Source organism: Heyndrickxia acidicola, from assembly GCF_001636425.1.
Taxonomy (GTDB): Bacteria; Bacillota; Bacilli; order Bacillales; family Bacillaceae_C; genus Bacillus_AE; species Bacillus_AE acidicola.
On sequence record NZ_KV440953.1, the window covers coordinates 205553 to 222021 of the forward strand.

The following is a 16469-nucleotide window of genomic DNA, read 5'->3' on the forward strand; positions in this document are numbered from 1 at the left end:
TAAAATTTAACAGAATGGAGAATCGCTCCTAATCGCAACCTATAAAGAGCAGCATTTGCTTAAGGTTATAGTTTAGGGGGCAATCAATTTGTGGAAAAAGGCATTAGGAACTGCTTTATTATCTGCTGGAGTCCTTCTCACAGCGGCTTGCAGCCATAATGAAAGTATTCTAAAAAACAATAATGAAAACAGCTACCAGCGTGTAGGGTTTTATGCTGGAAAAGGAATTGACCACGATGGGCCAATTAAGGAGCTACTTGACTATTCAACAGGCTCCGCAGATCATATAAATGACAATAACTTTCTTCTTCCGTCAGGACATCCTGATGCATACGGAAAATATACAAGCTTACCGGAAAGAGAGTATTCAAAAACGATGCATAATCCCTATCTTCGGGATATCAATTATCATGGACATTTAAATGATGTGAACAGTGCTGCTCGTTCCTCTTATTACAATGCGTATGAAGGCAGGCTTGCTGAAGATGTTACACGGGCTGCCGGTTCTGTTCCGAATATTCGTAGTGCGAGGACGATTGTTAATCGTAACCACATCATTGTCGCACTTATTTTGAAGAATCAAAATCAAAGGCAAGAAACCAAGAGTGAGGCAAAAGCTGCTGCAGCTCCATATACCAAGGGAAGAAAACTTATTTTGTTTACGGATGATGGCACCTATTATCGAATTAGGTCATTAGATAATGATCTTCGAAACGGAGGTCCGCATATCATGGCGGATAAAGACATAAAGGATATCCTGAAAAACCAAAAATGATCAACTAAATCAATGATCCGCCTAAAGGAGAATAACCGATCTGTTATTCTCTTTTTTTGGGGGCTTGGTCAACTCTCTTATAGACAAAGGCTGTTTTACTCATATCATACTGAGCCTAATTTTTTTGTTCATTTTTTGTGTCAAATCACAACAGAGTTTACGAAATGAGACTTTATAATAAATTTGCTGCAATTGAATGTGTCTGCATAGAACAAACCATAATAGAGGGAAATACAAATGATATCTGACTAGAGTTTGTATTTTTAGAGGATATTGTTTAAAAGAGTGGTCACACTATGAATAGAACAGGAGATTTTTTGTAAGAAAATTAGATAGGGGTGATCATTATGAACCTAGCTATTAAAAATATTTTCATGATATTCACCATTGGAGCGTTCATGTTGGGCATCTTCCAAATCCAAACGAATGTTTCGTATGCGAAAATGGAGAAGGCCCCTAATACTTGTGTGACTTCCATTACATTGGAAAGAGTCTTTGTGGATGGAGAGGTCAGCGAGGAGACCTTATATCAAAAAGGGCTGACACCAAAGCAAATCCGCCACAAGTATAAGGGATGGCTGCTGAAAAGCAGGAGCCAGGACAAAATGGTGTTTCAGAAGAATATGAATGATATTTCTCCATTGCTGAAAGCCAATGGTTATTTGGGGATAACCAATGATGGAACTGTTACAATATTTAATGGGAAGCCGGATCATGAAGACATTATCCATTCCTTTTTTCAAATAGATATAAAAAAGCTTGAAGGAAAAAAGCAAACGCAATTATTAAAAGGGATACCGGTAAAGTCTGTGGAGGATTTTAATAGTGCCCTGAAGGCATTGAAACCATACTCCATGCCTAAGGAAAAAAATTGAATCGACATCTCAAACCTATTCTACGAGGCATTTTTAGGGTGTATTCGTTCACTCTGAAAATGGCCTCTTTTTATTGAGATTAAAACATTAACTTCCTGCTTTCCTACCAAATTGAACAGGAGTTGTGTTACAATGAAGAATAGCAAATTTGAGGAGAGAAATTAGCAGTGTATGAATATATAAAAGGGACAATTGAGTACGTATGTCCGGAATATATCGTTGTGGAAAACAACGGGATAGGTTATCAAGTAATGGCGCCCAACCCATTTGTGTTCAGGCAGGGGAAGGACTTTAAGGTATATACATATCAGCATGTCCGTGAAGATATCATGGCATTATACGGATTTCAGTCGATTGAGGAAAAAACATTATTTAAAAAGCTCTTGAATGTATCCGGCATCGGGCCAAAGGGCGCACTGGCTATTCTTGCATTTGGAGAGCCTTCCCAGGTCATTCAGGCGATTGAAAATGAAAATGAAGTGTTTCTGACAAAGTTTCCTGGAGTAGGAAAAAAAACTGCCAGACAAATGATTCTTGACCTGAAAGGAAAGCTGCAGGATGTCGTGCCTGATTATTTTCCCAACCTGTTTAATGAGGAACAATTTACGAAATCGGATGCTGCTTCACTTGCTTTTGAAGAAGCCATGCTGGCATTGAAAGCTCTCGGATATTCGGATAAGGAATTGAAGAAGATATCGGCTGGCCTGCAAAAAGAACAGCTTTCAACAGATGAATACATTAAAGCGGCTTTAAAAAAATTGATGAGATAGTGAGTTTTGAAAAGGAGGAAGGGCTATGGATGAAAGGGTATTATCCAGTGAGGCAAACGGCCAGGACCTTTCATTTGAACAAAGCTTAAGACCGCAAAACTTAAGCCAGTATATTGGGCAGGATAAAGTAAAGCATAATCTTGGCGTCTTCATCCAGGCTGCCAAGCAAAGATTTGAAACACTTGACCATGTACTTCTTTATGGTCCTCCGGGATTGGGGAAAACAACACTTGCAGCTGTAATAGCGAATGAAATGGGCGTTAACTTCAGGACCACTTCAGGACCTGCCATCGAACGGCCCGGTGATTTGGCAGCTATACTGACGGCGCTTGAGCCAGGCGATGTGCTGTTTATAGACGAAATACACCGGCTCCCGCGTTCCATTGAGGAAGTTCTGTATCCAGCGATGGAAGATTTTTGCCTGGATATCGTGATTGGAAAAGGTCCGGGTGCCCGTTCTGTGCGGCTGGACCTGCCCCCATTTACCCTTGTAGGAGCTACTACGAGGGCTGGAGCTATTTCAGCTCCGCTGCGTGACCGATTTGGTGTTCTAAGCCGCCTGGAATATTATAATGAAGAGCAGCTGACCAATATTGTGGTGCGTACAAGCGAAATACTCGAAACAAGCATTGATCATGAAGGGGCCGTTGAAATTGCCCGCAGGTCCAGAGGTACGCCGAGGATAGCCAACCGGCTGTTGAGAAGAGTAAGAGACTTTGCGCAGGTTCAGGGGGACGGGAACATCACAAAAGCTGTATCAGACCATGCCCTTGGACTTCTTCAGGTTGACCGTTTAGGATTGGATCATATTGATCATAAATTGTTAAAAGGCATTATTGAAAAATTCAGGGGAGGCCCTGTCGGAATTGAAACCATTGCAGCAAGTATAGGGGAGGAATCCGAAACGATAGAGGATGTCTATGAACCTTACCTTTTGCAAATTGGTTTTTTGCAGCGCACACCGAGAGGGAGAATTGTTACTCCTCTGGTATACGAACATTTTAATATGGAGGTACCTTCCCCTTGAGCGGATCTGCAAAGACTCTAATGGTGATAGGCGGGATCATATTTTTCGTAGGCTTTCTCCTGCAATTTATTAAGCTCGGCAAACTGCCGGGCGATATACTGGTGAAGAAGGGAAACATGACAGTGTATTTTCCTGTCATGACCTCCATCATTCTCAGTATAATCTTATCTGTTATTATGTATATCATCAGCCGATTTAAGTAAAGAATGATGACAACATAGAAAAAGACAACATTAAATGATTTGAAGGTGACTTCGTTGAAGGTAGATTTATTTGATTTTAACTTGCCAGAATCTTTAATTGCACAAACTCCATTATTAAACCGGTCAGACAGCCGTCTTATGGTTTTAGATAAGAATACAGGCGGACTTACCCATACGGTTTTTCGTAACATTACAGAATACTTGAAGCCTGGGGATTGCCTGGTATTAAACGATACAAAGGTACTCCCTGCAAGACTTTATGGCGTGAAAGACGAAACCGGCGCCAAAATAGAGGTATTACTACTGAAACAGCTGGAAAGTGATGAGTGGGAAACCTTGGTTAAACCAGCGAAAAGAGTGAAGACCGGAACAGAAATCATTTTTGGTGAAGGAAAGCTGAAAGCGATCTGTACGGAAGAGCACGAACACGGCGGCAGAATTTTAAAGTTTAAGTATGAAGGTATTTTTTATGAAGTTCTCGAAGCACTCGGCGAAATGCCGCTGCCTCCCTATATAAAAGAACAGCTGGATGATAGGGACCGCTATCAAACCGTTTATGCAAAAGAACGCGGTTCAGCCGCAGCTCCTACTGCGGGACTGCATTTTACAAATGAATTGCTTCAACTGCTTAAAGAAAAAGGTGTCCATATTACTTTTCTTACGCTTCATGTCGGGCTCGGCACCTTTAGGCCGGTAAGCGTCGATAATGTGGAAAAACATGATATGCACGCGGAGTTTTACCAGATGCCTGAAGAAACTGCCAACATCATTAATCAAGTAAGAGAAAATGGCGGAAGGATCATTTCGGTTGGTACGACTTCGACCAGAACGCTTGAAACCATTGCTTCAGCAAATAACGGGAAAATCGTGCCTTCAAGCGGCTGGACGGATATCTTCATTTATCCGGGCTATGAATTCAAAGGAATTGATGGGATGATTACAAATTTCCATTTGCCGAAATCTACTTTAATTATGCTGGTCAGTGCACTTGCAGGCAGAGAGCATGTTCTTCATGCATATGAGACGGCAGTTAAGGAAGAATACCGTTTCTTTAGCTTTGGAGATGCAATGCTCATTATCTAATTTATCAGGGTACAACCTTGTTTGTTTGTTGGAAGGAGAACTCAAATTGACAGCAATAAAATATGAATTGATTAAAAAGGACAAGCAGACCGGTGCCAGATTGGGAATGATCCATACTCCCCACGGCTCCTATGAAACGCCTATGTTTATGCCTGTTGGTACATTGGCAACAGTAAAAACCCAGTCTCCGGAAGAATTAAAGGAAATGGGTGCTGGGATTATTCTTAGCAACACTTATCATTTATGGCTGAGACCTGGCCATGAAATCGTAAAAGAAGCCGGGGGGCTTCACAAGTTCATGAACTGGGATCAGGCAATTCTGACTGACTCTGGAGGTTTTCAGGTATTCAGTTTAAGTGACATGAGGAAGATTGAAGAAGAAGGTGTCCATTTCCGTCACCATTTAAATGGCGACAAGCTTTTCTTATCACCAGAAAAAGCCATGGAAATTCAAAACGCTCTTGGTTCTGATATCATGATGGCGTTTGATGAATGCCCTCCTTTCCCGGCAACACATGAATACATGAAAAAATCAGTAGAAAGAACATCCAGATGGGCAGAAAGGTGTCTTGAAGGACATAAACGGCCGCATGATCAGGGGCTCTTTGGAATTGTTCAGGGAGGCGAGTTTGAAGACCTGCGCAGGCTGAGTGCGAAGGATCTGGTTTCACTTGATTTTCCAGGCTATGCAGTAGGGGGCCTGTCAGTCGGTGAGCCGAAGGATGTAATGAATCGTGTTCTTGAATTTACCACTCCATTGCTTCCTGAAAATAAACCCCGTTATTTAATGGGGGTAGGTTCTCCGGATTCACTTATTGATGGTGCTATCCGCGGCATTGATATGTTTGACTGTGTACTGCCGACACGTATTGGCCGCAATGGTACCTGCATGACAAGTGAAGGCCGCCTGGTTATAAAAAATGCAAAATTTGCCCGCGACTTCAGACCGCTGGATGAGAATTGCGGCTGCTATACATGCAGAAATTATACTAGGGCCTATATCCGCCACTTAATAAAATGTGACGAAACTTTCGGAATTCGTCTTACGACTTACCATAATCTATACTTTCTGTTAGAATTAATGAAAAAGGTCAGACAAGCGATCCGTGAAGATCGGTTGGGGGACTTTAGAGAAGAGTTTTTCGAGCAATATGGGTTTAACCGCCCTGATGCCAAAAATTTCTAACTCTTAATAAGTATTGAAAGGAGGGGAAAAAATGCCACAAGGTATTGCTGGATTATTACCAATCATTCTGATGGTTGTTATATTCTATTTCCTATTGATTAGACCAAATCAAAAGAGACAAAAAAATGTCCAAAACATGCAAAGCAACTTGTCAAAGGGCGATAAAATCGTTACCATTGGCGGTCTTCATGGATTCATTGATTCTATTGATGACACAAAAGTTGTCTTGAAATGTGGTGATGGCAGCCGTCTTACATACGATCGTTCTGCTATTCGTGAGGTACTGGAATCTAAAGCTGCTTCCAGTCCTGTAACTGAAAAGTAAACGAACAAAGTGAAGACATCACTTTGTGTGGACAAAAAAGAAGCCGTTTTAAAGCGGCTTCTTTTTTTATATAGCATTGTTAAAAGACTCTGTTGGTTTTAGCTCATTCTTGTAAAACCTACAAAAGACAATTCCGTATGTTATCTGTCTTCGTGGCAACTTTTCGTATGCTTTTCACAAGTTTTAATACTGAATATTATTTAAAATGATATTTTTGTGTCAATAGCAACAAAGTTTACGAAAAGAGCCTTTGTAAATAACAGCAAACTCTTCGGAAATCAGGCTTGTTGAAAAAATGTCTAAAATTTTTCAGAGCGATTAGACAGAACATTTACTCCAAGCACACCGCCCATCATGGCAGTAATGATATAGCAGATATGGTAGACAATCTGGGAAAAGGAAAAGACGTGTCCATAGCCCAGATATTGCATAAGAAAGATAAGGAAGGTATAGCTGACGCCTGTCATACCGCCGGCCAGCCAGCCTTTTTGTCTGCCTTTCCCGCCGCAGATAAATCCACCGATAAATAAAGCTGCAAAAGATAAAATAGTAACAAAAAGGTTAATGGAATGCTCTTGCAGATCAGTAAAGCGCAAAATAAGAGAAATGATTAAGCTTGAAATGGTTATGATAATAAAAATCGAAAGAACCCCGTATAAAATGCTCATTCCTAATTTTCGTGTTTCTATTTTATTTCTCCTCCTTCATACAAAACTTCCTGTCATTGCCCCTTGAACTTCCCTTGGTACAAGCATATTCGCACTCTTTCAATTTTAGAATAATTTTTCTTATCATTTATTAACATGTTCTTTCCGTTTAAGAGCACACTAGAGTGTAGGACAAAATTGCGGAGCGGTAAGAATACTGCTTTTACATAAAGGAGAGAACATAGTGGGAACTATACTGTTGATTGCTGGTAGAACATTGATTTTATATGCTGTAATTCTTGTTATTTTCCGTTTAATGGGAAAAAGAGAGATAGGCGAATTAAGTGTGCTGGATCTTGTGGTCTTTATTATGATTGGTGAGTTGGCTGTATTAGCCATTGAAGAGCCGGGAACGCCACTTGTAAATTCAGTAATGCCGATGGGAATTCTTCTGCTGATCCAAATAGGGCTGGCATTCTTGTCACTTAGTCATTCAAAGGTACGAAAAGTGCTTGATGGAAAACCATCTATTATCATTAAAAAAGGGAAAATTGACGAAAAAGCGATGAGGGAGCAGCGCTATAATTTTGATGATTTGCTGACACAATTGAGGCTAAAAGACATCAATAATATTGCAGATGTAGAGTATGCCATATTAGAAACATCCGGTCAGTTGTCCGTCATTAAAAAAGATTCTTCCAAAAAGCACCCGATTACTTATACGCAGCCTTTTATTGTAGATGGAGTGATTCAGGAAGAAAATTTGAAGACGGCACAAAAAGGAGAGCAATGGCTGAGAAAAGAATTGAAATCCAAAGGATATGAGCACATCGACAACATTTCATTTTGCAGTTATCAGGATGGAGAATTTTATATTGATAAGAGGGATGAAAAAGAGTAATCCCCCTTATTGACATAGGGCTTTAACTGGGACATCGGATGCGTCATATTCATCCTGCAGGATGATTTTCGCTGCAGGTACTTGCTTTCCGGAAGCGGAATAACATCCCTCGTTATCAGCTCCAGCAGGATCACCCTCTAATGCGCTTTTATTGGAGAAGACTCGTATCTCTCTTTTAATTAACTTAGGATTCTAGCCAACATTGGGTTTGGAAGAGACTCGGTAGTGCCCTGATCATCCTGCAGGCTGATTTTTTCGGATCCCTCAGAAACTGCAAAAAAAGTAACCTGTTTAAATAAATTTTTTTATGATCGGAATTCTTTTCAAATCATTCCGGTTTACTTGCTTTGTTATCAAGAGAAGCAAGAGGTAAAGAAGAGAAGTGATAATTAATCCTAATACGAGTCGAATATTTTCCGAATAGCTTTGAAACAAATGATTATAACACCAATGGCCGAGGAAACCCGATGCTAATGTAACAATAGTAAAGAGAATCAGGCTGGTTGCATCTATGGTGAATTGGATCCTTTTCATAACAGTTGCATAATGCAGCAGGGTGACCAACAGCATGCTGGTTACAATACCAAGTGCTGCACCATTTATCCCGAAATTGGGCTGTGAGGTTAATGAGAAAATGACGACCAGCTTGACAATGGCTCCAATCAGGCTGTTAATCATAGCTGCCTTTGCTAAATCAAGTGCCTGCAGGGTCGCCTGTAATGGTCCCTGATAATATTGAAAGATAAAAAATGGGGCCATAATTTTAATGAATTGGGCTCCGTCTGATGTTCCATACATGAAGGCCATAAGCGGTTCTGCAAATACATATAAAAGAATGACAGATATTCCTCCTGTAAGAAGAGAAAAACGAAGGGCCTGATTTAAACGAGATTCCACGAGCTTATGGTTCCTTTGGGCATTCGCTTCGCTAATAGCCGGTACAAGAGCAGTAGACAGGGATTGTGTGACAAACGATGGCAGCATGAGCAATGGAAGAGCAAACCCTGTCAGAGCTCCGTATTGTTTTGTGGCAATGCTTGCAGCTACCCCTGCAATGGCAAGGCTTTTTGCAACGACAATCGGTTCGAGAAACCAGGAAGCATTTCCAATAAAACGGCTGCCAGTTGCCGGCAGTGCCACTCTGAAAAGTTCGTAAAGTGTTTCTTTTCCTGTTCGGACAGCCTGAAAAAATTTACTTCTTACTCTGAATTTCTTTTTCAGCTTAAACATGGTAAACATATAAAACAGTGAAGCAAGCTCGCCGAAAATGGAAGCAATCATGGCGCCTGCTGCAGCAAATTCAATTCCATAGGGGATGAAAGTTTTTGTCAAAATCGCTATCAGAAAGATGCGTACAAGCTGTTCGATTACCTGTGATATAGCGAACGGTTTCATATTTTGCTTTCCTTGAAAATAGCCTCGGATAACTCCTGAAACCGCAACTATTGGGATGATGGGTGCTATGGCAATCAGCGGATAATATATTCTAGAATCAGTAAAAAGGGATTTGGTTAACAGAGGTGCAAACACGATAAGGGCAGGTGTCAGGATGGCAGAAAGGGTTACCGTAACTGCAAGAGACACTGTCATGATTTTTTTAATTTTAATACGGTCACCTGCCGCATTTGCTTCAGCGACAGATTTAGAGATAGCAATAGGCAGTCCCAATTGTGTGATGGTAATGACGAGCATCAGTGTGGGAAACGCCATCATAAAGAGGCCTACCCCTTCAGGTCCAATAAAACGGGCGATTACAATTCGGTTAACAAAGCCGAGGACCCTTGTCACGAGCCCAGCTGCCATGAGAATCATCGTCCCCCTCAGAAACTTTGACATAATAATAACCTACCTTCTCAAAAAGGGTATCTTCATATACAATAAAAAGTATATGCACCGTAATGGACAAACCATGACAAGTTCATTTTGAAAGGAGCTAAAGGGTTGAAGGGACAGCGGTATTTTCATAAAAAGAATTTTGATTTGCTTTATCCAGCCCTGAAAAGCAAAGCTGAAGAGCTATCCATTTTAGGGTACGGGAAGGTGGAAGTAAGGGATATCTGGAATTATTTCATAAAAAAAAGGTGGAAGAACCTAAAGGAGGACGTGCACATCTATGAGCTTGTTTCCGATATCCTTTCACTGAAAGCTGGTGATTATATGAACTTTGCTACAGTGGAAGCTTACCGGTCGCCAAACTGGTTTGCTGATTTAGACAGCAATGAACTCGAAGCTCTGCTGAATCCTAAGAAAAAACGCTAATTTTGACTGTTTAAAAGATAAATTGACACTTTTTTTATTCTACCTCATAATAATGGTATTCTGTTGATTGCACGAAAAGGCATATCAACAATAATGATTAAGTGGAATTATGTTTTGTTTTTTTAATTTTGCTAGGGGGATATACATAATGGTAAAAAGAAGCCGGATCGTTGCCTTTTTCCTCATTGTTATACTGCTTGCAGGCGTATTTGGGGGAACGACCAAACAGATTGTGAACAAAATTAAGCTCGGCCTTGATTTACAAGGAGGTTTTGAGGTTTTATATGATGTCCAGCCTGCTGTTAAAGGCCAAAAAATCGATAGAGCCGCATTATCCAATACCGTGGACACTTTACAGCGCCGTGTAAATTCACTTGGTGTAAATGAACCTAATATTCAAATAGAGGGAAATAACCGCATCAGGGTTCAATTAGCGGGTGTCAAGAATCAAAATGAAGCAAGAAACATTCTTTCCACTCAAGCCAATCTCTCTTTTCGTGATGTGAACGATAAAGAATTAATGAATGGATCGGATCTGGTGCAAGGGAAGGCTAAGCAGTCCTTTACCCAGAATGGTGATCCTAACGTAGTTCTTCAGTTAAAAGACCGAAACAAGTTTAGGTCCGTAACGCAAAAAATCGTCAAAATGGCACCAAACAATAAATTAGTCATCTGGATGGACTTTGTTCCTGGAAAAGATTCTTATAAGAAAGAAGTGACCAAGAAAAATCCTAAATTCCTTTCAGATCCAAATGTAAACGAAGTATTTAATACAGATACGGTCACCATAGAAGGGAATTTCAGTCTGAAAGAAGCTCAAAACCTTGCATCTTTATTAGATGCCGGTGCTCTACCCGTGAAACTGAAAGAAGTTTATTCCACTTCTGTTGGTGCAAAATTCGGTGCAGAGGCACTTCATGATACCGTTACAGCCGGCATCGTCGGAATTGTTATCATCTTCCTGTTTATGATTGCCTACTACCGCTTGCCAGGACTGATTGCTTCTGTGTCCTTGACCATTTATGTTTATTTAATTCTTTTGATCTTCTATTTAATCCATGGCGTTTTGACACTGCCGGGAATTGCCGCTCTGATTCTCGGGGTCGGGATGGCAGTCGATGCCAATATCATCACATATGAAAGAATTAAGGAAGAAATTAAAGTTGGAAAGTCGATTAACAGTGCGTTTAAAGCGGGTAATAAAACCTCTCTTATTGCCATTTTGGATGCAAACGTAACAACTCTTATTGCCGGTATTGTTCTTTTCATTTATGGGACAAGCTCTGTAAAGGGATTTGCAACATTATTGATCATCAGTATTCTTCTTAGCTTCTTAACAGCTGTGTACGGTTCAAGGATGCTGCTTGGTTTATGGGTAAACAGTAAGGCGCTTAAAAACAAACCGGGCTGGTTTGGTGTGAAAAAATCAGCTATTCACAGCCTTTCTGAGAATTTTGATACTCTGGATCTGCCTACTAGATTTGATCGTTTTGATTTTGTGAAACACCGAAATATCTTTTTTGCCATCTCAGCAATTCTGGTTATTGCAGGCTTAATTATTTGCTTCGTTTTCAAGCTTAATCTTGGAACGGACTATACAAGCGGTACACGTGTACAGGTCAATTCTTCACAAACATTAACGAATGCCAAGCTTACATCAGACTTTAAAGCACTTGGCCTGCAGCCTGATGATATTGAGCTTGCAGGGAACCATAGCGACACAGGAGTTGTACGTTTAAAAGGCATGCTTTCGAAGAGTGATGTAGAGAAGGTGAACTCCCACTTTACCAGTGAGTATGGAACAGAGCCTTCCATCAGTACCGTTTCACCTACGGTTGGAAAGGAATTGGCTAAAAACGCAATTTCTGCCCTTATCATCGCAGCTGTAGGTATTATTATTTATGTCGCACTCCGTTTTGAAGTTTTAATGGGCTTAGCGACAATTGTAGCCCTGTTTTATGATGTGTTTTTCATTATCGCCATTTTCAGCTTAACAAGGCTTGAAGTGGATCTTAATTTCATTGCAGCCGTATTGACTATTGCAGGTTACTCCATTAATGATACGATCGTTACCTTCGACCGTATCCGGGAAAACCTAAGGAAGAAGGGACGGATTAAAACAGAAGATGAACTGGCAGATGTCGTAAATAAATCGATTCGCCAGACACTTACTCGTTCAGTCAATACTGTCCTGACGGTAGTCATCACAACACTGGCTATTCTGATTTTCGGAAGCAGTTCTCTTACGAATTTTGCTATTGCTTTGCTCATCGGGTTAATTTCTGGTACTTATTCGTCCATCTTTATTGCTTCGCAGCTTTGGTTTGTTTGGAAGCGAAAGCAGCTTAGAAAGAACGGACCGATAAAAACCGTTAAAGAAAAAAGAAAATGGTCAGACGAGCCTCAAGTATAATGGATGTAAAGCCACAGATCTTAAAAATGATCTGTGGTTTTTTATGGATTTGTTAAATGAGATACGAGCAGTTTTCAACATAGAATTTTACCGATTATTGCTCTGTTGAAAGGATTAGGATTTTAATAAGAGGATTATTATACATCATTGGAGGGTATATATTAAAAATGTTTCTACTCTAAAGGCAGCTGTGTGCAGGGGAACGTACCTTTGCATAAGATTTCAAAGTGAGTGGAATTTTACAAATAATAATGGATTTGAGCTGCATTTGATAAAGGGAGTGTGTTAGTGTGAGAATCCAATGGTCTATTTTTCTTGGAATTGTCTTTGCTTTTTTAATTGCTATTTTTGCGGTCATAAATGTAGATTCAGTAAAGGTCCATTATTTATTTGGAACAGCCCAATGGCCTTTGGTTTTAGTTATACTGGGTTCTGTTGTGACAGGAGCAATCATTATAGGGGCTGTTGGGTTTGTGAAAATGTATTCTTTAAGGCTTCAAAATAAACGGCTTGAAGAAGAACTCAAACAACTGCGGACCAGAGTCGGTTTGCCAGGAAAGAAGCCTGAAACTGATATGGAGGAAAGCTCATTTCAAAAAACAGTACCAGATTCGCCAGATACGCCTGATTCCCCAGCACATTAAGACGGAGCAAAGCCCCCTTGCTTCGTCTTTTTCAATTGTATAGGCTCTTTTCTAAAAAATTGTTGCTATTTGGCACAAAACTGATTTTAAAAAACAAAGTACCGTATTAAAACTTTTGTACAGTATACGAAAAGATGCCGAGAAGACCGACAATATACGGATTGATCTTTGTTCTTAAGCACCGTTCTATGCGAAAACAGCCATTAGATAAGAAGATGACAGTTGAACATGAACCATGTATAATGGAGAGGTTGAAGAGGTGGGCATATGTTAAAGTCAAAAACCCGTTGGAAAGTTACAGAAGCTGAATCCAGCGCCTTGGAAGAATTGGCTGCAAAGGTAAATATCACTCCGTTGGTTGCAGGTTTATTAATAAACCGCGGCATAACAGACCCTGAGGCCGCACGGGCTTTTTTATTTGATCAGAAAAAAGAATTTCATGATCCTTTTTTGCTTCAAGACATGAAGGAAGCAGTTGAAAGAATAAAATTTGCTATTGAAAAAAAAGAACCCATCCTTGTTTTTGGGGATTATGATGCGGATGGTGTCAGCAGTACTACTGTTCTGATGAGTGTGTTGACAGATTTAGGTGCAGACACAGAGTTCTACATACCAAATCGTTTCACCGAAGGGTATGGGCCGAATGAACCTGCTTTCCGCCATGCAGCAGAATCTGGAAAAAAACTGATTATCACTGTCGACACAGGTATTGCTGCCGTCCACGAAGCGCAAGTAGCCAAGGAACTGGGAATGGATCTAATTATTACAGATCACCATGAACCGGGGCCGGTGCTCCCGGAAGCTCTTGCAATTGTACATCCAAAGCATCCTGAAGGCCGTTATCCCTTTCATGAATTGGCTGGAGTGGGTGTTGCCTTTAAGCTGGCGCATGCTTTGTACGGATTTGTTCCTGACCATCTTCTGGATGTCGTGACCATTGGGACAGTTGCAGATCTTGTCCCATTAATCGGTGAAAATCGAACATTGGTTAAGGCGGGATTAAAGCAGCTTGCCAAAACAGAGCGACCTGGTATTCAGGCTTTATGCAAGGTTACTGGAACAGAGCTGACGGAAGTCAGCGAGGAAACGATTGGATTCGTTCTAGCTCCCCGCCTGAATGCAGCCGGAAGGCTGGATAGTGCGGATCCTGCAGTCGAATTATTGATGAGTACAGATATGGAAGATGCTGTTGAATTAGCAAAGCAAATTGATGCCATGAATAAGGAAAGGCAAGCCATTGTCAATGATATGACAACGGAAGCAATTGAAATGGTTGAAAGCCAATACCCCACTGACCAAAACAGAGTACTTGTCATTGGCAAGGAAGGGTGGAATCCCGGGGTAGTTGGAATTGTTGCCTCCAGACTGGTTGAGAAATTCTACCGGCCCACTATTGTATTAAGCTTTGATTTAGAATTGAATAAAGCAAAAGGGTCTGCGAGAAGCATTGCAGGTTTTAATTTATTTGAGCATTTAAGTACTTGCCGCGAGCTCCTTCCTCATTTTGGAGGACATCCAATGGCAGCCGGTATGACTTTGTCTATAGATGATGTTGAAGAATTAAGGAATCGCATGAATAAGATTGCCTTTGAAGTATTGAAGAAAGAAGATTTGATTCCGGTCACTGAAATAGACGCGGTAATAAAGCTCGAAGACATTCATTTAGAGGCTTTACGGGAACTGGATATGCTTGCTCCATATGGAACAGCCAACCCTAAACCAAAGGTCGTCATTGAAAGGGTGCCAATTAAACAATTAAGGAAAATTGGCGCGGGTGATAAACATTTGAAAGTGAGCTTTGGTCAGGACGGCGCGATATTGGATGGAATAGGCTTTGGCATGGGGGAGTTCGCAGATCATATCTCTCCGATTTCTGAAGCTTCCGTTATGGGGGAGCTTGCTATTAATGAGTGGAATAATATCCGGAAACCCCAAATCTTTATGAAGGATATAACGGTGCAGGATTGGCAGCTCTTTGATATACGAGGCATAAAGCAATGGAAAAAATGGGTTTCAACCATTCCAAAAACAGAAAGCCAATTTATCCTGTTTCAGGAACGTTCATTGGAGACATTCAAGCAGGCACTGGAGGGCTTTCCGTTTTACCATATTCGGGACAAGGACGAAGCAAGTAAGCACGACATTGACGGCAAAGCAATCGTCCTTTTTGATTTGCCTTCAGATGAATCGCTTCTTCACCTTTTGGTAAAGGGGAAAAAACCAGAACGGATTTATGCCTTTTTTCATCATGAACAGGATCACTTTTTCAGTACATTTCCTACAAGAGAGCATTTCAAATGGTATTATGGCTTTCTCGCTAAACGGAAATCGTTTGACCTGATTCGTTATGGAGATCAGCTGGCTGCTTATAAAGGATGGTCTCGTGAAACGGTAGATTTTATTTCACAGGTGTTTTTTGAACTAGATTTTGTTACAATAAAGGATGGGCTTATTTCAATTCATCCTGTAAAATCAAAACGGGATTTGTCTGAATCGACTGCATATCAAAAAAAAGAAGCACAATTTAAACTAGAAAATGAATTATTATATTCATCTTATCAAGATTTAAAAAGATGGTTTGATGAAAGGATTCAATGGTCTGTTAAACATGAGGAGGAAGTAAGATAATGGATTTAAAGAAATATATTACAATTGTTCCAGATTGGCCAAAAGAAGGCATTATTTTTAAGGATATCACAACATTAATGGATAACGGTGATGCATACCGTTATGCAACAGACCAAATTGTTGAATATGCGAAAGAAAAAGAAATTGATCTTGTTGTTGGACCTGAAGCACGAGGCTTTATCATTGGGTGCCCGGTTGCTTACGCACTTGGTGTTGGTTTTGCACCAGTCCGTAAAGAAGGAAAGCTGCCTAGAGAAACCATTAAAGTACAATATGGCCTTGAATACGGAAGCGATGTCTTAACAATTCATAAAGATGCAATAAAGCCTGGTCAGCGCGTTCTTATAACAGATGACCTATTAGCGACAGGCGGAACAATTGAAGCCACTATCCAGCTTGTTGAAGAGCTTGGCGGAGTGGTAGCAGGTATCGCGTTCCTAATCGAGCTTGAGGAGCTTAACGGCAAGGATAAGCTGAAGGGCTACGATGTTCTGACTTTAATGACATTTTAATGCGTACTCTTGATGCTTGCCAGGTATGTAAAAAAGAAGCACTCTCCTAGAGTGCTTTTTTACATAGCATCTATCGCCTGCTTTTTCGTGAAATGGGGACCCGGCATGAACTGGACTAAGCATTTGGATTGTTAAGGCTGGCATAGATTGTAGCTTTATGTATATTGGATGATTCCGTATGTTGTCTGTCATTGTGGCATCTTTTCGTAAGCTATTCAAAA

Annotated in this window: 16 protein-coding genes; 14 read left to right on the forward strand and 2 right to left on the reverse strand. The window is 40.6% G+C overall.

Annotation, left to right across the window (positions count from 1 at the left end; genetic code table 11):
* Nucleotides 1–88 precede the first annotated feature (88 nt).
* The 8 genes from A5N88_RS00860 to yajC all read left to right on the forward strand — a co-directional run bounded on the left by A5N88_RS00860 (nucleotide 89) and on the right by yajC (nucleotide 6244).
* The gene (locus A5N88_RS00860; protein ID WP_066261888.1) at nucleotides 89–775 is read left to right on the forward strand and encodes a YhcN/YlaJ family sporulation lipoprotein; all 687 of its coding nucleotides are present in this window, start codon (nucleotides 89–91) and stop codon (nucleotides 773–775) included.
* 347 nt (nucleotides 776–1122) lie between these two features.
* Entirely contained in the window at nucleotides 1123–1650 is a 528-nt protein-coding gene (locus A5N88_RS00865; RefSeq protein WP_066261891.1) for a BofC C-terminal domain-containing protein, read from the forward strand.
* Nucleotides 1651–1817: 167 nt separating this feature from the next.
* A complete protein-coding gene (ruvA, locus tag A5N88_RS00870) occupies nucleotides 1818–2420 on the forward strand; it encodes a Holliday junction branch migration protein RuvA (protein WP_066261893.1) in 603 nt (200 codons plus the stop codon).
* Nucleotides 2421–2445: 25 nt separating this feature from the next.
* Entirely contained in the window at nucleotides 2446–3447 is a 1002-nt protein-coding gene (gene ruvB, locus A5N88_RS00875; protein ID WP_066261894.1) for a Holliday junction branch migration DNA helicase RuvB, read from the forward strand.
* Entirely contained in the window at nucleotides 3444–3650 is a 207-nt protein-coding gene (locus tag A5N88_RS00880) for a DUF2905 domain-containing protein (RefSeq protein ID WP_083952966.1), read from the forward strand. Before ruvB ends, A5N88_RS00880 begins: the two co-directional genes overlap by 4 nt.
* A gap of 54 nt (nucleotides 3651–3704) precedes the next feature.
* Nucleotides 3705–4733, forward strand: coding sequence for a tRNA preQ1(34) S-adenosylmethionine ribosyltransferase-isomerase QueA (gene queA, locus A5N88_RS00885; RefSeq protein ID WP_066261895.1), 1029 nt, complete (start codon nucleotides 3705–3707; stop codon nucleotides 4731–4733).
* 46 nt (nucleotides 4734–4779) lie between these two features.
* A complete protein-coding gene (gene tgt, locus A5N88_RS00890) occupies nucleotides 4780–5919 on the forward strand; it encodes a tRNA guanosine(34) transglycosylase Tgt (protein WP_066261897.1) in 1140 nt (379 codons plus the stop codon).
* Nucleotides 5920–5950: 31 nt separating this feature from the next.
* Nucleotides 5951–6244 carry a preprotein translocase subunit YajC gene (gene yajC, locus A5N88_RS00895; protein ID WP_066261899.1) on the forward strand — a complete coding sequence of 98 codons (294 nt, stop codon included), beginning with the start codon at nucleotides 5951–5953 and terminating at the stop codon, nucleotides 6242–6244.
* A gap of 299 nt (nucleotides 6245–6543) precedes the next feature.
* Here yajC and A5N88_RS00900 read toward each other — a convergent pair whose 3' ends face one another.
* Nucleotides 6544–6912 (reverse strand): TIGR04086 family membrane protein, encoded by a 369-nt coding sequence (locus tag A5N88_RS00900; protein ID WP_066261905.1) that lies wholly within the window; start codon nucleotides 6910–6912, stop codon nucleotides 6544–6546.
* Between the two features lie 223 nt (nucleotides 6913–7135).
* On the opposite strand from A5N88_RS00900, the gene A5N88_RS00905 reads away from it, so the two are divergent.
* Nucleotides 7136–7792, forward strand: coding sequence for a DUF421 domain-containing protein (locus A5N88_RS00905; protein ID WP_066261910.1), 657 nt, complete (start codon nucleotides 7136–7138; stop codon nucleotides 7790–7792).
* A 291-nt stretch (nucleotides 7793–8083) separates the two neighbouring features.
* On the opposite strand, the gene spoVB is transcribed toward A5N88_RS00905, so the two are convergent.
* Nucleotides 8084–9628 carry a stage V sporulation protein B gene (spoVB, locus tag A5N88_RS00910; protein WP_066261911.1) on the reverse strand — a complete coding sequence of 515 codons (1545 nt, stop codon included), beginning with the start codon at nucleotides 9626–9628 and terminating at the stop codon, nucleotides 8084–8086.
* A gap of 105 nt (nucleotides 9629–9733) precedes the next feature.
* Between spoVB and A5N88_RS00915 the strand changes: the two genes are divergently transcribed.
* The 5 genes from A5N88_RS00915 (at nucleotide 9734) to A5N88_RS00935 (ending at nucleotide 16248) form a co-directional block, all read left to right on the forward strand.
* Entirely contained in the window at nucleotides 9734–10051 is a 318-nt protein-coding gene (locus A5N88_RS00915) for a post-transcriptional regulator (RefSeq protein ID WP_066261914.1), read from the forward strand.
* A 148-nt stretch (nucleotides 10052–10199) separates the two neighbouring features.
* The gene (secDF, locus tag A5N88_RS00920; RefSeq protein ID WP_066261917.1) at nucleotides 10200–12464 is read left to right on the forward strand and encodes a protein translocase subunit SecDF; all 2265 of its coding nucleotides are present in this window, start codon (nucleotides 10200–10202) and stop codon (nucleotides 12462–12464) included.
* A gap of 290 nt (nucleotides 12465–12754) precedes the next feature.
* Complete coding sequence (locus A5N88_RS00925) at nucleotides 12755–13108, forward strand: LapA family protein (RefSeq protein WP_066261919.1); 354 nt, start codon at nucleotides 12755–12757, stop codon at nucleotides 13106–13108.
* Nucleotides 13109–13375: 267 nt separating this feature from the next.
* Complete coding sequence (gene recJ, locus A5N88_RS00930; RefSeq protein WP_066261921.1) at nucleotides 13376–15736, forward strand: single-stranded-DNA-specific exonuclease RecJ; 2361 nt, start codon at nucleotides 13376–13378, stop codon at nucleotides 15734–15736.
* Nucleotides 15736–16248 carry an adenine phosphoribosyltransferase gene (locus tag A5N88_RS00935; RefSeq protein ID WP_066261927.1) on the forward strand — a complete coding sequence of 171 codons (513 nt, stop codon included), beginning with the start codon at nucleotides 15736–15738 and terminating at the stop codon, nucleotides 16246–16248. The genes recJ and A5N88_RS00935 overlap by 1 nt, the downstream gene beginning before the upstream one ends.
* The last annotated feature ends 221 nt before the right edge of the window (nucleotides 16249–16469 follow it).